This window comes from Pseudomonas fluorescens (assembly GCF_902497875.1).
In the GTDB taxonomy this organism is placed as follows: domain Bacteria; phylum Pseudomonadota; class Gammaproteobacteria; order Pseudomonadales; family Pseudomonadaceae; genus Aquipseudomonas; species Aquipseudomonas fluorescens_BR.
The window spans coordinates 54,520-71,719 of sequence record NZ_CABVHY010000019.1; the positions used below are offsets into that span (position 1 = coordinate 54,520).

13 protein-coding genes and 1 tRNA gene are annotated in these 17,200 nt (G+C 60.1%); 2 read left to right on the plus strand and 12 right to left on the minus strand.

What is annotated here, in order from left to right; translation table 11 throughout:
• Window positions 1–9 precede the first annotated feature (9 nt).
• Together F8N85_RS19475 and nadA are read left to right on the plus strand one after the other, a co-directional pair.
• A tRNA-Lys gene (locus F8N85_RS19475) sits at window positions 10–85 on the plus strand.
• Between the two features lie 277 nt (window positions 86–362).
• Entirely contained in the window at window positions 363–1,421 is a 1,059-nt protein-coding gene (gene nadA, locus F8N85_RS19480) for a quinolinate synthase NadA (RefSeq protein ID WP_150805165.1), read from the plus strand.
• Between the two features lie 824 nt (window positions 1,422–2,245).
• Here the strand turns inward: nadA and F8N85_RS19485 are convergent.
• The 12 genes from F8N85_RS19485 to arcD form a co-directional block, all read right to left on the minus strand.
• Window positions 2,246–2,734: an RDD family protein gene (locus F8N85_RS19485; RefSeq protein WP_150805166.1), complete on the minus strand. Its 489-nt coding sequence runs from the start codon at window positions 2,732–2,734 to the stop codon at window positions 2,246–2,248.
• 96 nt (window positions 2,735–2,830) lie between these two features.
• A complete protein-coding gene (locus tag F8N85_RS19490; RefSeq protein WP_003175786.1) occupies window positions 2,831–3,043 on the minus strand; it encodes a cold-shock protein in 213 nt (70 codons plus the stop codon).
• Between the two features lie 398 nt (window positions 3,044–3,441).
• Entirely contained in the window at window positions 3,442–4,566 is a 1,125-nt protein-coding gene (gcvT, locus tag F8N85_RS19495; RefSeq protein ID WP_150805167.1) for a glycine cleavage system aminomethyltransferase GcvT, read from the minus strand.
• Window positions 4,567–4,607: 41 nt separating this feature from the next.
• Window positions 4,608–5,984 carry an L-serine ammonia-lyase gene (locus F8N85_RS19500; RefSeq protein WP_150805168.1) on the minus strand — a complete coding sequence of 459 codons (1,377 nt, stop codon included), beginning with the start codon at window positions 5,982–5,984 and terminating at the stop codon, window positions 4,608–4,610.
• A 152-nt stretch (window positions 5,985–6,136) separates the two neighbouring features.
• Window positions 6,137–8,998 carry an aminomethyl-transferring glycine dehydrogenase gene (gene gcvP / locus F8N85_RS19505; protein ID WP_150805169.1) on the minus strand — a complete coding sequence of 954 codons (2,862 nt, stop codon included), beginning with the start codon at window positions 8,996–8,998 and terminating at the stop codon, window positions 6,137–6,139.
• A gap of 10 nt (window positions 8,999–9,008) precedes the next feature.
• Window positions 9,009–9,392, minus strand: coding sequence for a glycine cleavage system protein GcvH (gene gcvH, locus F8N85_RS19510; protein ID WP_150805170.1), 384 nt, complete (start codon window positions 9,390–9,392; stop codon window positions 9,009–9,011).
• A gap of 631 nt (window positions 9,393–10,023) precedes the next feature.
• Window positions 10,024–11,532, minus strand: a complete 1,509-nt coding sequence (locus F8N85_RS19515; protein ID WP_150805171.1) for a sigma-54-dependent transcriptional regulator — start codon at window positions 11,530–11,532, stop codon at window positions 10,024–10,026.
• A 204-nt stretch (window positions 11,533–11,736) separates the two neighbouring features.
• Complete coding sequence (locus F8N85_RS19520) at window positions 11,737–12,099, minus strand: DUF5064 family protein (protein WP_150805172.1); 363 nt, start codon at window positions 12,097–12,099, stop codon at window positions 11,737–11,739.
• Window positions 12,100–12,164: 65 nt separating this feature from the next.
• Window positions 12,165–13,094, minus strand: coding sequence for a carbamate kinase (gene arcC, locus F8N85_RS19525; RefSeq protein ID WP_150805173.1), 930 nt, complete (start codon window positions 13,092–13,094; stop codon window positions 12,165–12,167).
• A gap of 180 nt (window positions 13,095–13,274) precedes the next feature.
• Window positions 13,275–14,285 carry an ornithine carbamoyltransferase gene (locus tag F8N85_RS19530; RefSeq protein WP_150805174.1) on the minus strand — a complete coding sequence of 337 codons (1,011 nt, stop codon included), beginning with the start codon at window positions 14,283–14,285 and terminating at the stop codon, window positions 13,275–13,277.
• Between the two features lie 77 nt (window positions 14,286–14,362).
• Window positions 14,363–15,619 (minus strand): arginine deiminase, encoded by a 1,257-nt coding sequence (arcA, locus tag F8N85_RS19535; RefSeq protein WP_150805175.1) that lies wholly within the window; start codon window positions 15,617–15,619, stop codon window positions 14,363–14,365.
• A 37-nt stretch (window positions 15,620–15,656) separates the two neighbouring features.
• Window positions 15,657–17,084 carry an arginine-ornithine antiporter gene (arcD, locus tag F8N85_RS19540; protein ID WP_150805176.1) on the minus strand — a complete coding sequence of 476 codons (1,428 nt, stop codon included), beginning with the start codon at window positions 17,082–17,084 and terminating at the stop codon, window positions 15,657–15,659.
• Between the last annotated feature and the right edge of the window lie 116 nt (window positions 17,085–17,200).

Here is a 17,200-nt window from a genome sequence, read left to right on the forward strand (position 1 = left end):
CCACACAGCGGGTCGTTAGCTCAGTTGGTAGAGCAGTTGGCTTTTAACCAATTGGTCGTAGGTTCGAATCCCACACGACCCACCATTTTAGATGTAGATGTTTGAAAATCCGGAAGGCCCACGAAAGTGAGGATTTCCGGGTTTTTTTTTGCCCTGGATTTTAGCTCCACCCAATCCAGGTGCTTCACTGCGTTACGCAAGTCAGAATCAGCTTTTGCATCCACCGGATATTCTGTAGCCTTGCGCAGCTTCAACGCTGTCCGTGCCTGATGAATACTCACTCTCCCGGCGGTACCCTGAAGGGTCCGGAGCCGGGTGTATACTCGACTTTCGCGCGAAAGCGCTTGCAGGTCTTGCGAAACATGACGCAGATTTCCGAACGCCTTCTGGTTCAAGCCCACCTCGACGCCAAGCAGCCCAAGCCGCTGACCGCCGAGGAAGAGGCCTATTACCGTACCGCCATCGCCGCCGAGCTCAAGGCTCAGGACGCGGTGCTGGTTGCCCACTTCTATTGTGATCCGGTCATTCAGGCCCTGGCCGAAGAAACCGGTGGCTGTGTCTCCGACTCGCTGGAGATGGCCCGCTTCGGCAATGCTCACCCGGCCAAGACCGTGGTGGTCGCCGGTGTGAAATTCATGGGCGAGACCGCCAAAATCCTCAACCCTGAAAAACGTGTGCTAATGCCGACCCTGGAAGCGACCTGCTCGCTGGACCTGGGTTGCCCGGTGGACGAATTCTCGGCGTTCTGCGATCAGCATCCCGAGCGCACGGTGGTGGTGTATGCCAACACTTCTGCCGCGGTCAAGGCCCGCGCTGACTGGGTGGTGACTTCCAGCTGTGCGCTGGAGATCGTCGAAAGCCTGATGGATAACGGCGAAACGATCATTTGGGCGCCGGACAAGCATCTGGGCACTTATATCCAGCGTAAAACCGGTGCCGACATGTTGCTCTGGGACGGTGCCTGCATCGTCCATGAGGAGTTCAAGTCCAAGCAGCTCGAAGACATGAAGGCGCTGTATCCGGACGCGGCGATTCTGGTTCACCCCGAGTCGCCGACTGCGGTCATTGACCTGGCCGATGCGGTGGGTTCTACCAGCCAGCTGATCGCTGCTGCGCAAAGCTTGCCGAACAAGACGTTTATCGTGGCCACCGATCGCGGTATTTTCTACAAGATGCAGCAGCTGTGTCCGGACAAGGTCTTCATCGAGGCGCCAACCGCCGGTAACGGTGCGACGTGTCGTAGTTGCGCGCATTGCCCGTGGATGGCGATGAATACCCTGGAACGTACGCTGAAGAGCTTGCGAGAGGGTACCAATGAGATCTTCGTCGACCCGGCGTTGATTCCCCAGGCTATTCGTCCGCTCAAGCGCATGCTCGATTTTACTCAGGCGGCTCGCATGAAACTGGCGGGTAATGCCTGATCTGCGGGCAGGTTGCGCACCCAGGCGACCTGCCTCTCGCGCACCACGCCGCGCCAATGTGGGCGCGAGCTTGTTTGCGAAGGCGGCCTGGTAGCCGGCCTGGCTCTTGATGGTCGGTGTACATATCCGTTTCTGCGGTAACGGCCACTTAGGGTTTCGCCCTTACGGCGAGGCCCTTTTGGCAAACGCCCCAAAAGGACCCAAAAGGTCTCGCCCCGAGCGTTCGGCCCCTCGCCAAGGCTCGGCGTTCCCTCGCTCCGGTGTCCATCATGGGGCGCCGCAATGCGGCGGAGTCAGCTGCGCTGACGGCGCTACGCGCCACCCCCCTGATGAACACCTCCACTCGGCCTGCCGAAGGGGCGGGTAGATCAACAGCCAGATCAAAAGCCAAGCCAAGCCAAGCCGAGCTGCCCAGCTAAAGCGAACAAGCGAAGCAAAAATCGTCCGTGACAGTTCTTCAATGCCGCTGATAAGCGTTGCTCTCACAGGCTAGGACCCGGCCCCTTTCCCAGTAGAGCCGAGTGGAGGGGTCATCCAAGGGGATGGCGCGAAGCGCCCCTCGGCGCAGCCGAGTTCCGCCGCATTGCGGCGCCCCCTGGAGGGCGCCGGAGCGAGGGTATGCCGAGCCTAGGCGAGGGACCGGATGGAGGGGCAAGCGTTTTTTGGTTACTTTTTTTGGCGTTTGAAAAAAAGTGACACGCCGTAAGGGCGAAACCGCCAGCAGCCGTTACCGCAGCAACGGATATGTACTCCGACAAAGGAAGCCGCCGTTACCGCAGCCCCGGATATACCCCCAAAAATCCCGACCTGCGGCAACTCTTTGGCTATTTCGTCTTCTTCGGAATCCGCACCAGTTGGGTGTTTGAGTAGATGTCATGCCAGCTACGTTTCTGTTTGTCGAACAACGACCAGATGAATCCCAGGCCTGCACAAAGCAGTGAGGCGATGGCCACGACGAAGCGCAGCAGCGCCTGCCACAGGCTGATCGCCGTACCGTCGGGGTTCTGCACCCGGATGCACCAGACTTGCATGCCAAGGGTCTGGCCCGACCAGGTCCAGAACTTGGCGAAGAACCCGAATAGCACGAACAGCAGGACCGTTGAAAGCAGCGGATCACCGTCCAGTGCGCCGGTGTCGGTCAGAGCGCGCATTCTTTCTTCGCCGATAATCGCCATCTGCACCATCTTGTAGATACCCCCGGTGACGATCAGCAGTGCGGTGCACAGCAGGAAGTCGTAGAACATCGCTGCCAGGCGACGGCCCAGGCCGGCGGCGGGGAAGTCGCCCTGGGGGCTTAGCAGGTGTTTCGACATGATGGGACTCTCGGCAGAAAAGAAGCCATTTTACGGAATAACGCGCACAAAAAAGCCCCTGATGTCAGCATCAGGGGCTTTTTGTTGCAGCCAGGATCAGGCTTCTGCTTGTACTTCGTCAGCCTGCATGCCTTTTTGGCCTTGCACGGCAACGAAAGTCACCTTTTGGCCTTCTTTCAGGCTCTTGAAGCCGTTGCCCTGAATAGCGCGGAAATGGACGAACAGATCCGGACCGCTCTCTGGAGTGATAAAACCAAAACCTTTTTCGTCGTTAAACCACTTGACGGTACCGCTCTGACGTTGGGACATTGCTTATTTCCTTTGACACTAAAATTAATGACAGCCTCCTTCGTGTGAAAGAGTACTGGGGCTGGTTGCAGGAAAGTAAGAGACGTAGAACGGGTTGTAGCAAACTTATGGCTACTGCCCAGGTCACGGTTCCAAGCGACCCATGCAAACACAGTGAAGAAACTCTACGCCAACTAAGGGAGAAAAAACAAGCCCTTCGAAGCCCCGGTTTTGCTCAGTGCAGGGCTGTTTGTGATACGCGCCTGTCGGCTTATTCGACAGGGCGGTTCAATTGTTTTCGATCGTTATAAGCCAAGTTCATTATCGAAGCTTACAGTCAAGGCATGCACTGTTTCATGGCGGTTGCGTTACAGCGTAGTGCACTGTGCCGCAACCGCGTTACTTATAGAAACAGTCAATCAGCCGCGATAGTAGCGTTGCGCAACAAATGGCATTTTGCTTACGCTCATCGGCACCTTTTTCCCACGAACGATCGCCCATACGGGTGTGTCGAGTGCCATGTATTGGCTATCGAGGTAACCCATGGCTAACGGGCCGCCCAGGGTTGGCCCGAAGCCGCCACTGCAGACGGCGCCGATCACGGTGCCGTCTTCGTTGACGATTTCCGCGCCTTCACGCACCGGCGTGCGTTCCTGGGGCAGGAGGCCGACCCGTTTGCGGCTCACTCCGGCTTGTTGCTGAGCGAACACGGCTTCTGCACCCGGGAAACCCCCGGCACGTGGACCATCGGCACGGCGAGGCTTGGAGATGGCCCAAAGCAGGCCGGCCTCGATAGGGGTGGTCTCGGTGTTCATGTCATGCCCATAAAGGCACAAGCCGGCTTCCAGGCGCAGGGAGTCGCGTGCTCCCAGGCCGATCGCCGCCACCTCTGGTTCGGCCAGCAAGGCACGGGCCAGCGTTTCGGCGCTGGCGGCCGGTACGGAGATTTCGAAGCCGTCTTCACCGGTGTAGCCGGAACGGCTGACGTAGCAGTCCACACCCAGCAATTTCACGTTGGCGAACTGCATGAAGGTCATCTTTGTCACTTCAGGTGCCAGGCGCGCCAGTACCGTTACCGCTGCCGGGCCCTGCAGGGCGAGCAGGGCGCGTTCTTCGAACAGTGGCTGAATCTCGCACTGATCACCGATGTGCTTGCGCAGGTGCGCGAGGTCCTGATCCTTGCAGGCGGCGTTGACCACCAGGATCAGTTCGTCGTTACCGAGGTTGGCGACCATCAGGTCATCGAGAATGCCGCCGGTTTCGTTGGTGAACATCGCATAGCGCTGCATGCCCACTGGCAAGTCGATGATGTCTACCGGCACCAGAGTCTCCAGGGCCTTGGCGGCATTGGCGCCGGTCAGGCGGATCTGGCCCATGTGCGAGACATCGAACAACCCGGCCTGGTCACGGGTGTGCTGGTGTTCCTTCATCACGCCCAGTGGGTATTGCACCGGCATGTCGTAGCCGGCGAATGGCACCATGCGGGCGCCGAGTTCGATGTGCAGTGCGTGCAACGGGGTTTTCAACAGTTGTTCGGTGGACATATTCAGCTCCTGAAAAATGCACTGATGCAGCCAGTCTCGCATCAGCACTCAATAATGTTGACCGCCAAACCGCCACGGGCGGTTTCCTTGTATTTGCTTTTCATATCGGCGCCGGTCTGGCGCATGGTGCGGATGACCTTGTCGAGGGAGACGTAGTGTTGACCGTCGCCGCGCAGGGCCATGCGCACCGCATTGATGGCCTTCACCGAGCCCATGGCGTTGCGCTCGATGCACGGTACCTGGACCAGGCCGCCAATCGGATCGCAGGTCAGCCCGAGGTTGTGCTCCATGCCAATCTCGGCGGCGTTCTCGACCTGTTGCACGCTGCCGCCGAGCACTTCGCAGAGCGCTCCCGCGGCCATCGAGCAGGCGACGCCGACCTCGCCCTGACAGCCGACTTCAGCGCCGGAGATCGAGGCGTTTTCCTTGTACAGAATGCCGATCGCCGCCGCGGTGAGCAGAAAGCGCACCACGCCGTCTTCGCTGGCTCCCGGGATGAAGCGCATGTAGTAATGCAAGACTGCAGGAACAATCCCCGCCGCGCCGTTGGTCGGTGCAGTGACCACGCGCCCGCCGTTGGCGTTTTCTTCGTTGACTGCCAGGGCGTACAGGTTGACCCAGTCGAGCACCGAGAGTGGATCGCGCAGGGCGGCTTCGGGGTTCTTGCACAATTGTCGATGCAGTGCTGCCGCCCGCCGTTTGACCTTCAAACCACCGGGCAGAATCCCTTCGTTGCGGCAACCGGCGGCGACGCAGTCTTGCATCACTTGCCAGATTTTCAGCAGGCCGGCGCGGGTCTCGGCTTCCGGGCGCCAGGCACTCTCATTGGTCAGCATCACCTGGCTGATGGACAGGCCGTAGGTGGTGCAATGGCCGAGTAAGTCCTTGGCGCTCTTGAACGGGAAGGTCAGCGGTGTGGCGTCTTCGACGATGCGATCAGCACCCGCGGCATCTTCGTCGACAACGAAGCCGCCACCGACCGAATAGTACTCGCGGCTGCGCACCTGCAAACCGGCGGCATCGAAGGCACGAAAGATCATGCCATTGGGGTGATAGGCCAGCGGCTTGCGAATCATCGCCAGGTGGAGTTTTTCATTGAATTCGATGGAGTGTTCACCGAGCAGGTTCAGCCGTCCGCTGCCGCGGATTTCTTGCAGGCGGGCGGCGATGGTCTCGGTGTCGACGGTGTCCGGATGTTCACCTTCCAGCCCTAGCAGCACGGCCTTGTCGCTGCCGTGGCCCTTGCCGGTGGCGCCGAGTGAGCCGTACAGCTCGACTTTGACGCAGGTGGTTGCAGCCAGTAGCCCTTCACGGCGCAAGCCTTCGACGAAGCGCGCAGCGGCGCGCATCGGGCCGACGGTGTGGGAGCTGGAGGGGCCGATGCCAATCTTGAACAGGTCGAACACGCTCAGGGACATGTTGGGTTCTCCGGTTTCTTATTATGGTCGACTCAAACCCCGTAGGAGCTGCCGATAGGCTGCGATCTTTTTCTCGAGTTCACTTGAGTCTCAAGTGGAAGATCAAAAGATCGCAGCCTGCGGCAGCTCCTACACAGGGTTAAGCGTAGTTCTTACGCGTCCTGATAGCTTTCGATCGACGGGCAGGCGCAGATCAGGTTGCGATCGCCGAACACGTTGTCGACCCGGCCGACCGGTGGCCAGTACTTGCCTTCGATCAAGGAGGCTACTGGATACACGGCTTGCTCGCGGCTGTACGGATGAGTCCACTCGCCAACCATTTCCTTTGCTGTGTGCGGAGCGTTTTTCAGCGGGTTGTCCTCTTTGTCCAGGGCGCCGCTTTCCACTGCGCGGATTTCTTCGCGGATGCGGATCATCGCTTCACAGAAGCGGTCCAGTTCTTCCTTGGATTCGCTTTCGGTCGGCTCGATCATCAGCGTGCCGGCCACCGGGAAGGACATGGTCGGGGCGTGGAAACCGAAGTCGATCAGGCGCTTGGCCACGTCATCGACGCTGATGCCGCTGCTGTCCTTGAGCGGACGCAGATCGAGGATGCATTCGTGGGCCACCAGACCGTTGCTGCCGGTGTACAGCACTGGATAGTGCTCTTCGAGGCGACGGGAAATGTAGTTGGCATTGAGGATCGCCAGCTGCGATGCACGCTTGAGGCCCGCGCCACCCATCATCCGAATGTACATCCAGGTGATCGGCAGAATGCTCGCGCTGCCGAACGGTGCTGCGCAGACAGCGCCCTCCTTGCGTTCCATGGCGGCATGGCCCGGCAGGAATGGCGTCAGGTGCGATTTCACGCCTATCGGGCCGACGCCCGGGCCGCCACCGCCGTGAGGGATGCAGAAGGTCTTGTGCAGGTTCAGGTGAGACACGTCGCCGCCGAACTTGCCCGGCGCGCAAAGGCCGACCATGGCGTTCATGTTGGCGCCGTCGATGTACACCTGGCCGCCGTTGTCATGAATGATCCCGCAGATTTCACGGATGCCTTCTTCGAACACGCCGTGGGTCGACGGGTAGGTGATCATCAGCGCGGCGAGGTGTTCGCGGTGCTCGATGGCTTTGGCGCGCAGGTCTTCGATGTCGACGTTGCCGCGTGCGTCGCAAGCGGTGACCACCACGCGCATACCGGCCATGTTGGCAGTTGCCGGGTTGGTGCCGTGGGCCGAGGACGGGATCAGGCAGATATCGCGGCGGTCATCGCCACGGCTCTGGTGGTAAGCCCGGATCGCCAGCAGGCCGGCGTATTCGCCCTGGGAGCCGGCGTTCGGCTGCAGGGAGATCGCGTCGTAACCGGTCGCGGCGCAGAGCATCGCTTCCAGTTCGTCAGTCAGTTGCTGGTAGCCGGCGCTCTGCTCGGCCGGAGCGAACGGGTGCAGTGCGCCGAACTCGGCCCAGGTCACCGGGATCATTTCGCTGGCGGCGTTGAGTTTCATGGTGCACGAACCCAGTGGGATCATGGTGCGATCCAGTGCCAGGTCCTTGTCGGCCAGCTTGCGCAGGTAGCGCATCAGCTCGGTTTCCGAGTGATAACGGTTGAATACCGGGTGGCTGAGGATTGGCGATTGGCGAACCAGGGTCGCCGGGATGCGGCTCTCGACAGCAGCGGCCAGTGCTGCGAAGTCCGGCAGCGCTTTGCCGTCGGCCAGCACGCCCCACAGGGTTTCGATGTCGGCCTGGCTGGTGGTTTCGTCCAGGGACAAACCGAGACGCTCGCCATCGATCACACGCAGGTTGATGCGCTGGGCGCGGGCCTTGTCGTGCAGGGCGGCGGTCTGGCTGCCGGTGTTCAGGGTCAGGGTGTCGAAGAAGTGCTCTTGCTCAACCTTCAGACCCAGACCGCTCAAGCCTTTGGCGAGTATCGCGGTCAGGTGATGGATGCGATTGGCGATCTGCTTCAGGCCTTTAGGACCGTGGTAAACGGCGTACATGCTGGCGATGTTGGCCAGCAATACCTGGGCGGTGCAGATGTTGCTGGTGGCTTTCTCGCGGCGGATATGTTGTTCGCGGGTCTGCATGGCCAGACGCAATGCCGGCTGGCCATGACGGTCCACCGAGACGCCGACCAGACGGCCGGGCATGTCACGCTTGAACGCATCGCGGGTGGAGAAGTAGGCGGCGTGCGGACCACCGAAGCCCAGCGGCACGCCGAAGCGCTGGGCGCTGCCGATGGCCACGTCGGCGCCGAACTCGCCTGGCGGGGTCAGTACGGTCAGGGCCAGCAGGTCAGCGGCCACCGCGACCAGGGCGTTGACGGCATGGAAGCGGTCGGTCAGTTCGCGGTAGTCGAACAGGTCACCGTTGCTCGCCGGGTATTGCAGCAGGGCGCCGAAGAATGCGCTGACATCGGTCAGTTCGCGCTCGTCACCGACCACCACGTCGATGCCCAACGGCTCGGCACGGGTGCGCAGCACATCGAGGGTCTGCGGGTGACAGTGAACTGACGCGAAGAACGCGTGGCTGCCTTTGTTCTTGCTCAGGCGTTTGCAGAAGGTCATGGCTTCGGCGGCGGCGGTGGCTTCGTCGAGCAGCGAGGCGTTGGCGATCGGCAAGCCGCTGAGGTCGCTGATCAGCGTCTGGAAGTTCAGCAGCGCTTCGAGGCGACCCTGGGAAATCTCTGGCTGATACGGGGTGTAGGCGGTGTACCAGGCCGGGTTTTCCAGCAGGTTGCGCAGGATCGGCGATGGCGTGTGGCAGTTGTAGTAACCCTGGCCGATGTAGGTCTTGAACAGTTGATTCTTGGCGGCGATGGCTTTGATCGAGGCCAGGGCATCGGCTTCGCTCAGGCCATCGTCCATGCCGAGGACGCTGGTGCCTTTGATACTGTCCGGAATGACGCTGGCGCTCAGGGCTTCCAGGGAGTCGAAACCGAGGGTGGCGAGCATTGCTTGCTCATCACCCTGGCGCGGGCCGATGTGGCGTGCGATGAATTCGTTGGCGGTGCTCAGATTGATGGTGCTGGACATGACAGGTTCCTCAGGCTTCGGCGTTGGCTTTGATCAGGCGGTCGTAGGCGTCTTGATCGAGCAGTTGGCCGACAGCGCAGGCGTCTGCGGGGATGAAACGGAAGAACCAGCCTTCGCCCAAAGGATCTTCGTTGACCAGCTCAGGGCAGCTATCGAGCGCTGGATTGGTCTCGACCACTTCGCCGTCCAGGGGCATGTATACACCGCTGGCAGCTTTTACTGATTCAACGGTCGCGGCTTCGGCACCTTTGTCGTAGGTCTGCAGTTCCGGCAGTTGCACGAAAACCACGTCGCCCAGCGCATTCTGCGCGAAAGCCGTGATGCCTACGGTGACGCTGCCATCGGCTTCGGTGCGCAGCCATTCGTGATCTTCAGTAAAACGCAATTCGCTCATGGAAACTCCTAGGGGCCAGACTCGTCTGGTGGACGCGATTGAATGCTCGGGCAAAAGCCCTGCTTTATAGGTGGTTACTAAGCAATTTTGCGGCCAATGTTTTTTATTCGTTATAAATCAATAACTTATGTATTTTTCTGGGTTGATCTGATTTGATAGTTGTAGCGAAATCGCTACAGCTTGAGGCGAAGAAAAAAGCCTAAGAGGATCAAAGCCTTGCGTAGCGCTGGTTAACGAGGTGTGTAGCGATATCATTCCACTGTAGCGCTTTCAGTACAGATGGAGGTCGCTTTTAGAAACAGGTTCTTTGATTTTGAACTGAAAACCCAATCCGTAGGAGCTGCCGCAGGCTGCGATCTTGTCGCAGGCACCACAAATGCAAAGTCAAAAGATCGCAGCCTTCGGCAGCTCCTACAGGGGGTGAGCGTACGACGGGGGATTGCGATCTTGTCGCAGGCACCACAAATGCAAAGTCAAAAGATCGCAGCCTTCGGCAGCGCCTACAGGGGTGAGCGTACGATGGGGGATTGCGATCTTGTCGCAGGCACTGCAAATGCAAAGTCAAAAGATCGCAGCCTTCGGCAGCTCCTACAGTTGGATTGCATACATCCGTAACGTTGCAGGCGCGGGGTCAGGTTTTGCCCGGAATCCCGTACTTGCGCAATCGATGAGCGATGGCGGTGTGGGAGGTTTGTAGCCGGCTGGCCAGTTGTCGGGTCGAGGGGTAGTTGACGTAGAGTTTTTCCAGCAGGGTTTTTTCGAACGCTTCCACGGCCTGTTCCAGGCTGTCCACTTCGCTGTCGCTCTGACGCGCCACCGAGGTGCCGGCAATGTCGAGGTCGCCAATGTCCACCAGGCTGCTCTCGCAAATCGCCGCGGCGCGGAAGATCACGTTTTGCAACTGCCTTACATTGCCCGGCCAGCGGTTGCCCAGCAGCGCCGGATAGGTCCCCGGGGCCAGGCGACAGACCGGGCGCTGGATCTGTGCGCAGGCCTGCTGCATGAAGTAGCGCGCCAGCAGCAGGATGTCCTGGCCGCGTTCGCGCAACGGCGGGACTTCGACGTTGAGGACGTTCAAGCGGTAGAACAGGTCTTCGCGGAAGCTGCCTTCGCTGACCATTTTCTCCAGGTCACGGTGGGTCGCGCTGAGGATTCGTACATTGACCTTGACCTCGCGGTCTCCGCCCACGCGCCGGAAGCTGCCGTCGTTGAGAAAACGCAGGAGCTTGGCTTGCAGGTACGGCGACATCTCGCCGATTTCATCGAGGAATACCGTGCCCTGGTTGGCCAGTTCCATCAATCCCGGCTTGCCACCGCGCTGGGCGCCGGTGAAAGCGCCGGGGGCGTAGCCGAACAGTTCGCTTTCGGCCAGGTTTTCCGGCAGCGCGGCGCAGTTCAGTGCGAGGAACGGTGAGCTGTGGCGAGCACTGGCGGCGTGACAGGCACGGGCCACCAACTCCTTGCCGGTGCCGGTTTCACCCTGGATCAACAGCGGCGCGTCAAGAGTCGCCACCCGTTGTGCGCGAGCCTTGAGGGTGCGGATTGCCGGGGACTCGCCGAGCAGCGCATCGAAGCCTTCGGCGTGGTCGTGGTGCAACGCCGACAGGCGTTCACCAATGCGGTTGGGCTGGTACAGCGTCAGCAAGGCGCCGGCGTCGGTGATCGGCGTGGCATCGAGCAGCAGGGTCTGGCCGTTGACGGTGATCTCGCGCAATGGCAAGCGGAAACCGTGTTCGAGCAAGGTATCCAGCAACGCCGGATCGGCAAACAGTTCGGCGACGCTCTCGCCAGCCGGTTCTCGGCCGTACAAGGCTATCAGCGCCGGGTTGGCCAGCAGGACTTTACCGGCGCTGTCCAGGGCCAGCACCGGGTCGGTCATCGCCGCGAGCAATGCGTCGAGTTGCAGATGACGGCGCTGACCGGGAAGGATGTCGACCACCCTCACTGCCTGCACACCGTGCACACTGAACAGCGCATCGCGCAGTTCGTCCAGCACCTGCGGGCTCAAGGTCGGGGCGTCGATGTAGACGTTGGGCGGAACCATTTCCACCGCATCCAGATTGAGATTGCGCCCACCCAGCAGCGCCAGGACTTCCTGGGTAATGCCAACGCGGTCGATGAAACTGACGTGGATACGCATGGGGCGGTTTTTGATTCTGGAGTGCGGAGGGTGGCAAGTATGCCTTGGGGCGGGTCAATGGTGAAATCCTGCGCGGATTTCAGGGCAATGATGATCCCCTGTGGGAGCGAGCCTGCTCGCGATAGCGGCGTGCCAGTCGACACCCATGGTGAATGTCAGGTCGCTATCGCGAGCAGGCCTCGCTCCCACAGTGGTGAAATGGTGTTACTCCAGATGTTCAGGCTTCACCGGATCCCCGGATTTGACGTTCAGTTGCTTGCGCACGTCTTCGAACATCTCGTCGTAGTGCTTGTGTACCGAACCGATGCTGCTCAGCGCCCTGGGAATGCCGTACTTCTCTGCGATTTTCGTGACGTTGCTGGCGAAGTTGTAGGCCTGATCCTTGGGCAGGAAGAATGATTCTTTCAGATCCTTGCCCTGGATGCTGCCATGCATCGTGAACAGCATCCCTTTGCCCTCCTTGGGATCCTCGGTGACTTCATAGTCGATGCACACGTTGTAGCTGACATCGTCCTGGTTCAGTGCGTGGCGTTCCATGTGCAGATGACCGGGCTCGAACGTTGCCATTGGCGTCTCTCCTTCGAAGGCATTGGAGTAGGGCAGACCCTATATCTGCCCACGGAGTTTCTTTCTTATACGTAGGTTATGCCAGGTTTCGCCGTGCTGATGCGGGTGCCGGCCTTGCCCTGGACGATCGCTTCGATGTCGGAGAGTGAACCGATCACCGCGACTTTTCCAGTGTTGCGGGCGAACTCGCAAGCGGCCTGGACCTTCGGTCCCATGGAGCCGGCGGCGAAGCCCAGCCGTTCTAGCTCGTCCGGATGGGCCTGAACAATAGCCTTCTGGGTCGGTTGGCCCCAGTCGACGAACGCCGCCTTGACATCGGTGGCGATCACCAGCAAATCACTGTCCAGCTGTTCGGCCAGCAGCGCCGAGCAGAGGTCTTTGTCGATCACCGCTTCGATGCCCTGGAGTTTGCCGTTGGCCCCGTACATGGTCGGGATACCGCCACCGCCGGCGCAGATCACGATGCTGCCTTTTTCCAGCAGCCATTTGATCGGACGGATTTCGAAGATGCGTTTGGGTTTCGGGCTGGCCACCACGCGGCGGAACTTGTCGCCATCCGGGGCGATGCTCCAGCCTTTTTCGGCAGCAAGTTTTTCCGCTTCGGCCTTGGCGTAGACCGGGCCGATGGGTTTGCTCGGGTTCTGGAAGGCCGGATCGTTGGCATCGACTTCGACCTGGGTCAGCAGGGTGGCGAAGGGCACTTCGAAATCCAGCAGGTTGCCCAGTTCCTGTTCGATCATGTAGCCGATCATGCCTTCGGTTTCGGCGCCGAGGACATCCAGCGGGTAGGGCGTTACCGAGGTATAGGCGGCCGCCTGCAACGACAGCAGGCCGACCTGCGGGCCATTGCCGTGGGCGATGACCAGTTCGTTGCCGGGATGAATCCTGGCGATCTGTTCGGTAGCGGTGCGGATGTTGATGCGTTGATTGTCCGCGGTCATGGGTTCACCACGACGCAGGAGGGCGTTACCACCCAGAGCAACGACGATACGCATGATGCAGTCCTTCTAAACAGAGGAGTAGCGGGCGACTCGGTCTCCTGTGGGAGTGAGCTTGCTCCGGGCGGCGTTCCGACGATGCAGACACCTCGGCGTATCTGACAGACCGAGGCGATCCTATCGCGAGCAAGCTCGCTCCCACATGGACCGGGTTCCCACAGGGAGCCGAGTGAGCCTTTAGATATCCGCCAGCGCCGACACCAGGATCGCCTTGATCGTGTGCATGCGGTTTTCCGCCTGCTCGAAGGCGATGTTGGCCGGCGATTCGAACACCTCTTCGGTGACTTCAACACCGTTGGCCAGGTGCGGATAACGCGCGGCGATGTCCTTGCCAACCTTGGTTTCGCTGTTGTGGAAAGCCGGCAGGCAGTGCATGAATTTCACCCGCGGGTTACCCGAGGCCTTCATCATCTTGGCGTTGACCTGGTACGGCAGCAGTTGCTCGATCCGCTCGTCCCAGGCTTCCACCGGTTCACCCATGGACACCCAGATATCGGTGTGGATGAAGTCGACACCCTTGACCGCTGCCAGCGGGTCTTCGGTGATGGTGATGCGCGCGCCGCTTTCTTCGGCGAAGGCTTTGCACTGGGCGATGAAATCGGCATGGGGCCACAGGGCTTTGGGGGCGGCGATGCGCACGTCCATGCCCAGTTTGGCGCCGATCATCAGCAGCGAATTGCCCATGTTGTAGCGCGCGTCACCGAGATAAGCGTAGCTGATGTCATGCAGCGGCTTGTCGCTGTGTTCGCGCATGGTCAGGGTGTCGGCGATCATTTGCGTTGGGTGGAATTCAGCAGTCAGGCCGTTGAACACCGGCACGCCGGCGAACTTGGCCAGCTCCTCGACGATTTCCTGTTCGAAGCCACGGTACTCGATGGCATCGAACATCCGGCCCAGCACGCGGGCGGTGTCTTTCATGCTTTCCTTGTGACCGATTTGCGACGACACCGGGTCGATATAGGTGACGTGGGCGCCTTGGTCATGGGCCGCGACTTCGAAGGCGCAACGGGTGCGGGTCGAGGTTTTTTCGAAGATCAGCGCGATGTTTTTGCCTTTCAGGTGTGGACGTTCGGTGCCCGTGTACTTGGCGCGTTTGAGGTCCCGGGAAAGGTCCAGCAAATAGTTCAGCTCGCGAGTCGTGTGGTGCATCAAGCTCAGCAGGCTGCGGTTGCGCATGTTGAAAGCCATTTTGGATCTCCTTGGATGTCGGTCGTCCACTTGCCGAGGCCCTTCGTGGGGGCAGCGGCAAGCACGTTATTAATGGGTTAGTAGTCGATCGGGTCGCGGATGATCGGGCAGGTCATGCAATGGCCACCGCCACGGCCTCGGCCCAGTTCGCCAGCGCTGATGGTGATGACCTCGATACCGGCCTTGCGCAACAGGGTGTTGGTGTAGGTGTTGCGGTCGTAACCGATCACCACGCCGGGCTCCACGGCCACTACGTTGTTGCCGTCGTCCCACTGTTCGCGTTCGGCGGCGAAGCTGTTGCCGCCGGTTTCGACCACGCGCAGGGTTTTGAGATTGAGTGCTGCGGCTACGGTGTCGAGGAAGCTGGTGTCTTCGCGACGGATGTCGATGCCGCCCGGTCTGCTTTCGTCAGGACGCAGGGTGAAGGCCACAATCTGGTTCACCACTTCCGGGAAGATGGTCACCAGGTCGCGGTCGCAGAAGCTGAATACAGTGTCCAGGTGCATCGCCGCGCGGGACTTCGGCAGGCCGGCAACGATCACCCGCTCAACCGCTTTGTGCTTGAACAGATTCAGTGCCAGCTGGCCGATGGCCTGGCGCGAAGAGCGCTCGCCCATCCCGATCAACACGACGCCATTGCCGATCGGCATCACGTCGCCGCCTTCGAGGGTGGCGTTGCCGTGTTCCTGGTCCGGGTCGCCGTACCAGACCTGGAAGTCGGCGTTGGTAAACTCGGGGTGGAATTTATAGATGGCGCTGGCCAACAGGGTTTCCTGACGGCGGGCGGGCCAGTACATCGGGTTCAGCGTGACGCCACCGTAGATCCAGCAGGTGGTGTCGCGGGTGAACTGGGTGTTGGGCAGCGGTGGCAAGATGAAACTGGAGTGACCGAGAAACTCGCGGAACATCTGAATGGTCTTGCCGCCGAAGCTGTCCGGCAGGTCATCGGCGGACACGCCACCAATCAGGAACTCGGCGATCTTGCGCGGCTCCAGGCTGCGCAGCCAGGAACCGGTTTCGTTGATCAGGCCCAGACCAACCGAATTGGCGGTGATCTTGCGCTGCAGAATCCAGTCCAGGGCTTCGGGAATCGCAACGATGTCGGTCAGCAGGTTGTGCATTTCCAGCACATCGATGTTGCGTTCACGCATTTTGGTGACGAAGTCGAAGTGGTCGCGCTTGGCCTGGGCGACCCACAACACGTCATCGAACAGCAGTTCGTCGCAGTTGTTCGGGGTCAGCCGCTGGTGGGCCAGGCCGGGGGAGCAAACCATGACTTTGCGTAGTTTGCCGGCTTCGGAATGGACGCCGTACTTAACTTTTTCCTTGGTCATTACAGTGATCCTCCAGATAACAAAAAAAAGACAGGTGTTACAGGGTCAGGAAGCCGTCGTAGAGCCCATAGGCCGCCACCAGGGCGCCAATGACCACTGCGGCGAAAATCAGCTTCTCGACGTTGGTGAAAACCGGTTTGCCCAGTTCACGCTTGGCCTTGGCGAACAGGATCGCGCCAGGGGCGTAGAGCAGGGCGGACAGCAGCAGGTATTTGATCCCGCCGGCATACAGCAGCCAGACTGCGTAAATCACCGCAATGGCGCCGATAAACAGGTCTTTCTTGCGTTCGGCGAGGGCGTTTTCATAGCTTTCACCACGTACCGCCAACAGCAGGGCATAGGCCGCTGACCACAGGTAAGGCACCAGGATCATTGAGGTGGCGAGGTAGATCAGCGACAGGTAAGTACTGGCCGAGAAGAGCGTGATGATCAGGAAAATCTGGACCATGGCGTTGGTCAGCCACAGGGCGTTGACCGGTACGTGGTTGGCGTTTTCCTTGCGCAGGAATTCCGGCATGGTGTGGTCTTTGGCGGCGGCGAACATGATCTCGGCGCACAACAGCACCCACGACAGCAGCGCCCCGAGCAGCGAGATGATCAAGCCGACGCTGATCAATGCCGCACCCCAGGGGCCGACCACATGCTCGAGCACGGCGGCCATCGACGGGTTCTGCAACTTGGCCAGTTCCGGCTGGGTCATGATGCCCAGCGACAACACGTTCACCAGCACCAGGAACAGCAGCACGGTAATGAAGCCGATCACGGTCGCCTTGCCGACATCCGAACGCTTCTCGGCACGGGCCGAAAAAATGCTCGCGCCTTCGATGCCGATGAATACCCAGACGGTGACCAGCATCATGTTGCGCACCTGGTCCATCACGCTGCCCAGGTCGGGATTTTTCAGGCCCCAGATGTCGGCGGTGAAGATGTCCAGCTTGAACGCGAAGATTGCGATCAGCACAAACAACAGCAGCGGTACGACCTTGGCGACGGTAGTCACCAGGTTGATGAACGCCGCTTCCTTGATCCCGCGCAGCACCAGGAAATGCACGGCCCAGAGCAGTACCGATGCGCCGATCACCGCGGCCACGGTGTTGCCTTCGCCGAAGATCGGGAAGAAATAACCGAGGGTGCTGAACAGCAGCACGAAGTAGCCGACGTTACCGAGCCAGGCACTGATCCAGTAGCCCCAGGCCGACGAGAAGCCCATGTAGTCACCGAATCCGGCCTTGGCGTAGGCGTAGACACCACCGTCAAGATCAGGTTTGCGATTGGCCAGGGTCTGGAACACAAACGCCAGGGTCAACATGCCCACGGCAGTGATGGCCCAGCCAATCAGGACGGCACCCACATCGGCACTGGCCGCCATGTTTTGCGGCAGTGAAAAGATCCCGCCACCAATCATCGAACCGACTACTAGAGCGACTAATGCGCCCAGTCGTAGTTTTCCAGGTGATTCAGACATTGCATAACTCCAGTGCAGGAGAAGAGAGACAACAGGGTAAATCTACGTGCTATTCAAACAACTGACTTAGATCAGTGAATTAGCACATTCCATTATTAATGAAAGGCTTAGGAGTG

Bases quoted from the DNA above. Each gene is read 5' to 3' on its own strand.
- gcvP (WP_150805169.1), bottom strand. From the start codon at position 8,998: ATGTCCAGCACCATCAATCTGAGCACCGCCAACGAATTCATCGCACGC.
- F8N85_RS19515 (WP_150805171.1), bottom strand. From the start codon at position 11,532: ATGCGTATCCACGTCAGTTTCATCGACCGCGTTGGCATTACCCAGGAA.
- F8N85_RS19520 (WP_150805172.1), bottom strand. From the start codon at position 12,099: ATGGCAACGTTCGAGCCCGGTCATCTGCACATGGAACGCCACGCACTG.
- F8N85_RS19500 (WP_150805168.1), bottom strand. From the start codon at position 5,984: ATGTCCCTGAGCGTGTTCGACCTGTTCAAGATTGGCATCGGCCCCTCC.
- arcD (WP_150805176.1), bottom strand. From the start codon at position 17,084: ATGTCTGAATCACCTGGAAAACTACGACTGGGCGCATTAGTCGCTCTA.
- gcvH (WP_150805170.1), bottom strand. From the start codon at position 9,392: ATGAGCGAATTGCGTTTTACTGAAGATCACGAATGGCTGCGCACCGAA.
- gcvT (WP_150805167.1), bottom strand. From the start codon at position 4,566: ATGTCCACCGAACAACTGTTGAAAACCCCGTTGCACGCACTGCACATC.
- arcC (WP_150805173.1), bottom strand. From the start codon at position 13,094: ATGCGTATCGTCGTTGCTCTGGGTGGTAACGCCCTCCTGCGTCGTGGT.
- F8N85_RS19485 (WP_150805166.1), bottom strand. From the start codon at position 2,734: ATGTCGAAACACCTGCTAAGCCCCCAGGGCGACTTCCCCGCCGCCGGC.
- nadA (WP_150805165.1), top strand. From the start codon at position 363: ATGACGCAGATTTCCGAACGCCTTCTGGTTCAAGCCCACCTCGACGCC.
- F8N85_RS19530 (WP_150805174.1), bottom strand. From the start codon at position 14,285: ATGGCTTTCAACATGCGCAACCGCAGCCTGCTGAGCTTGATGCACCAC.
- F8N85_RS19490 (WP_003175786.1), bottom strand. From the start codon at position 3,043: ATGTCCCAACGTCAGAGCGGTACCGTCAAGTGGTTTAACGACGAAAAA.
- arcA (WP_150805175.1), bottom strand. From the start codon at position 15,619: ATGACCAAGGAAAAAGTTAAGTACGGCGTCCATTCCGAAGCCGGCAAA.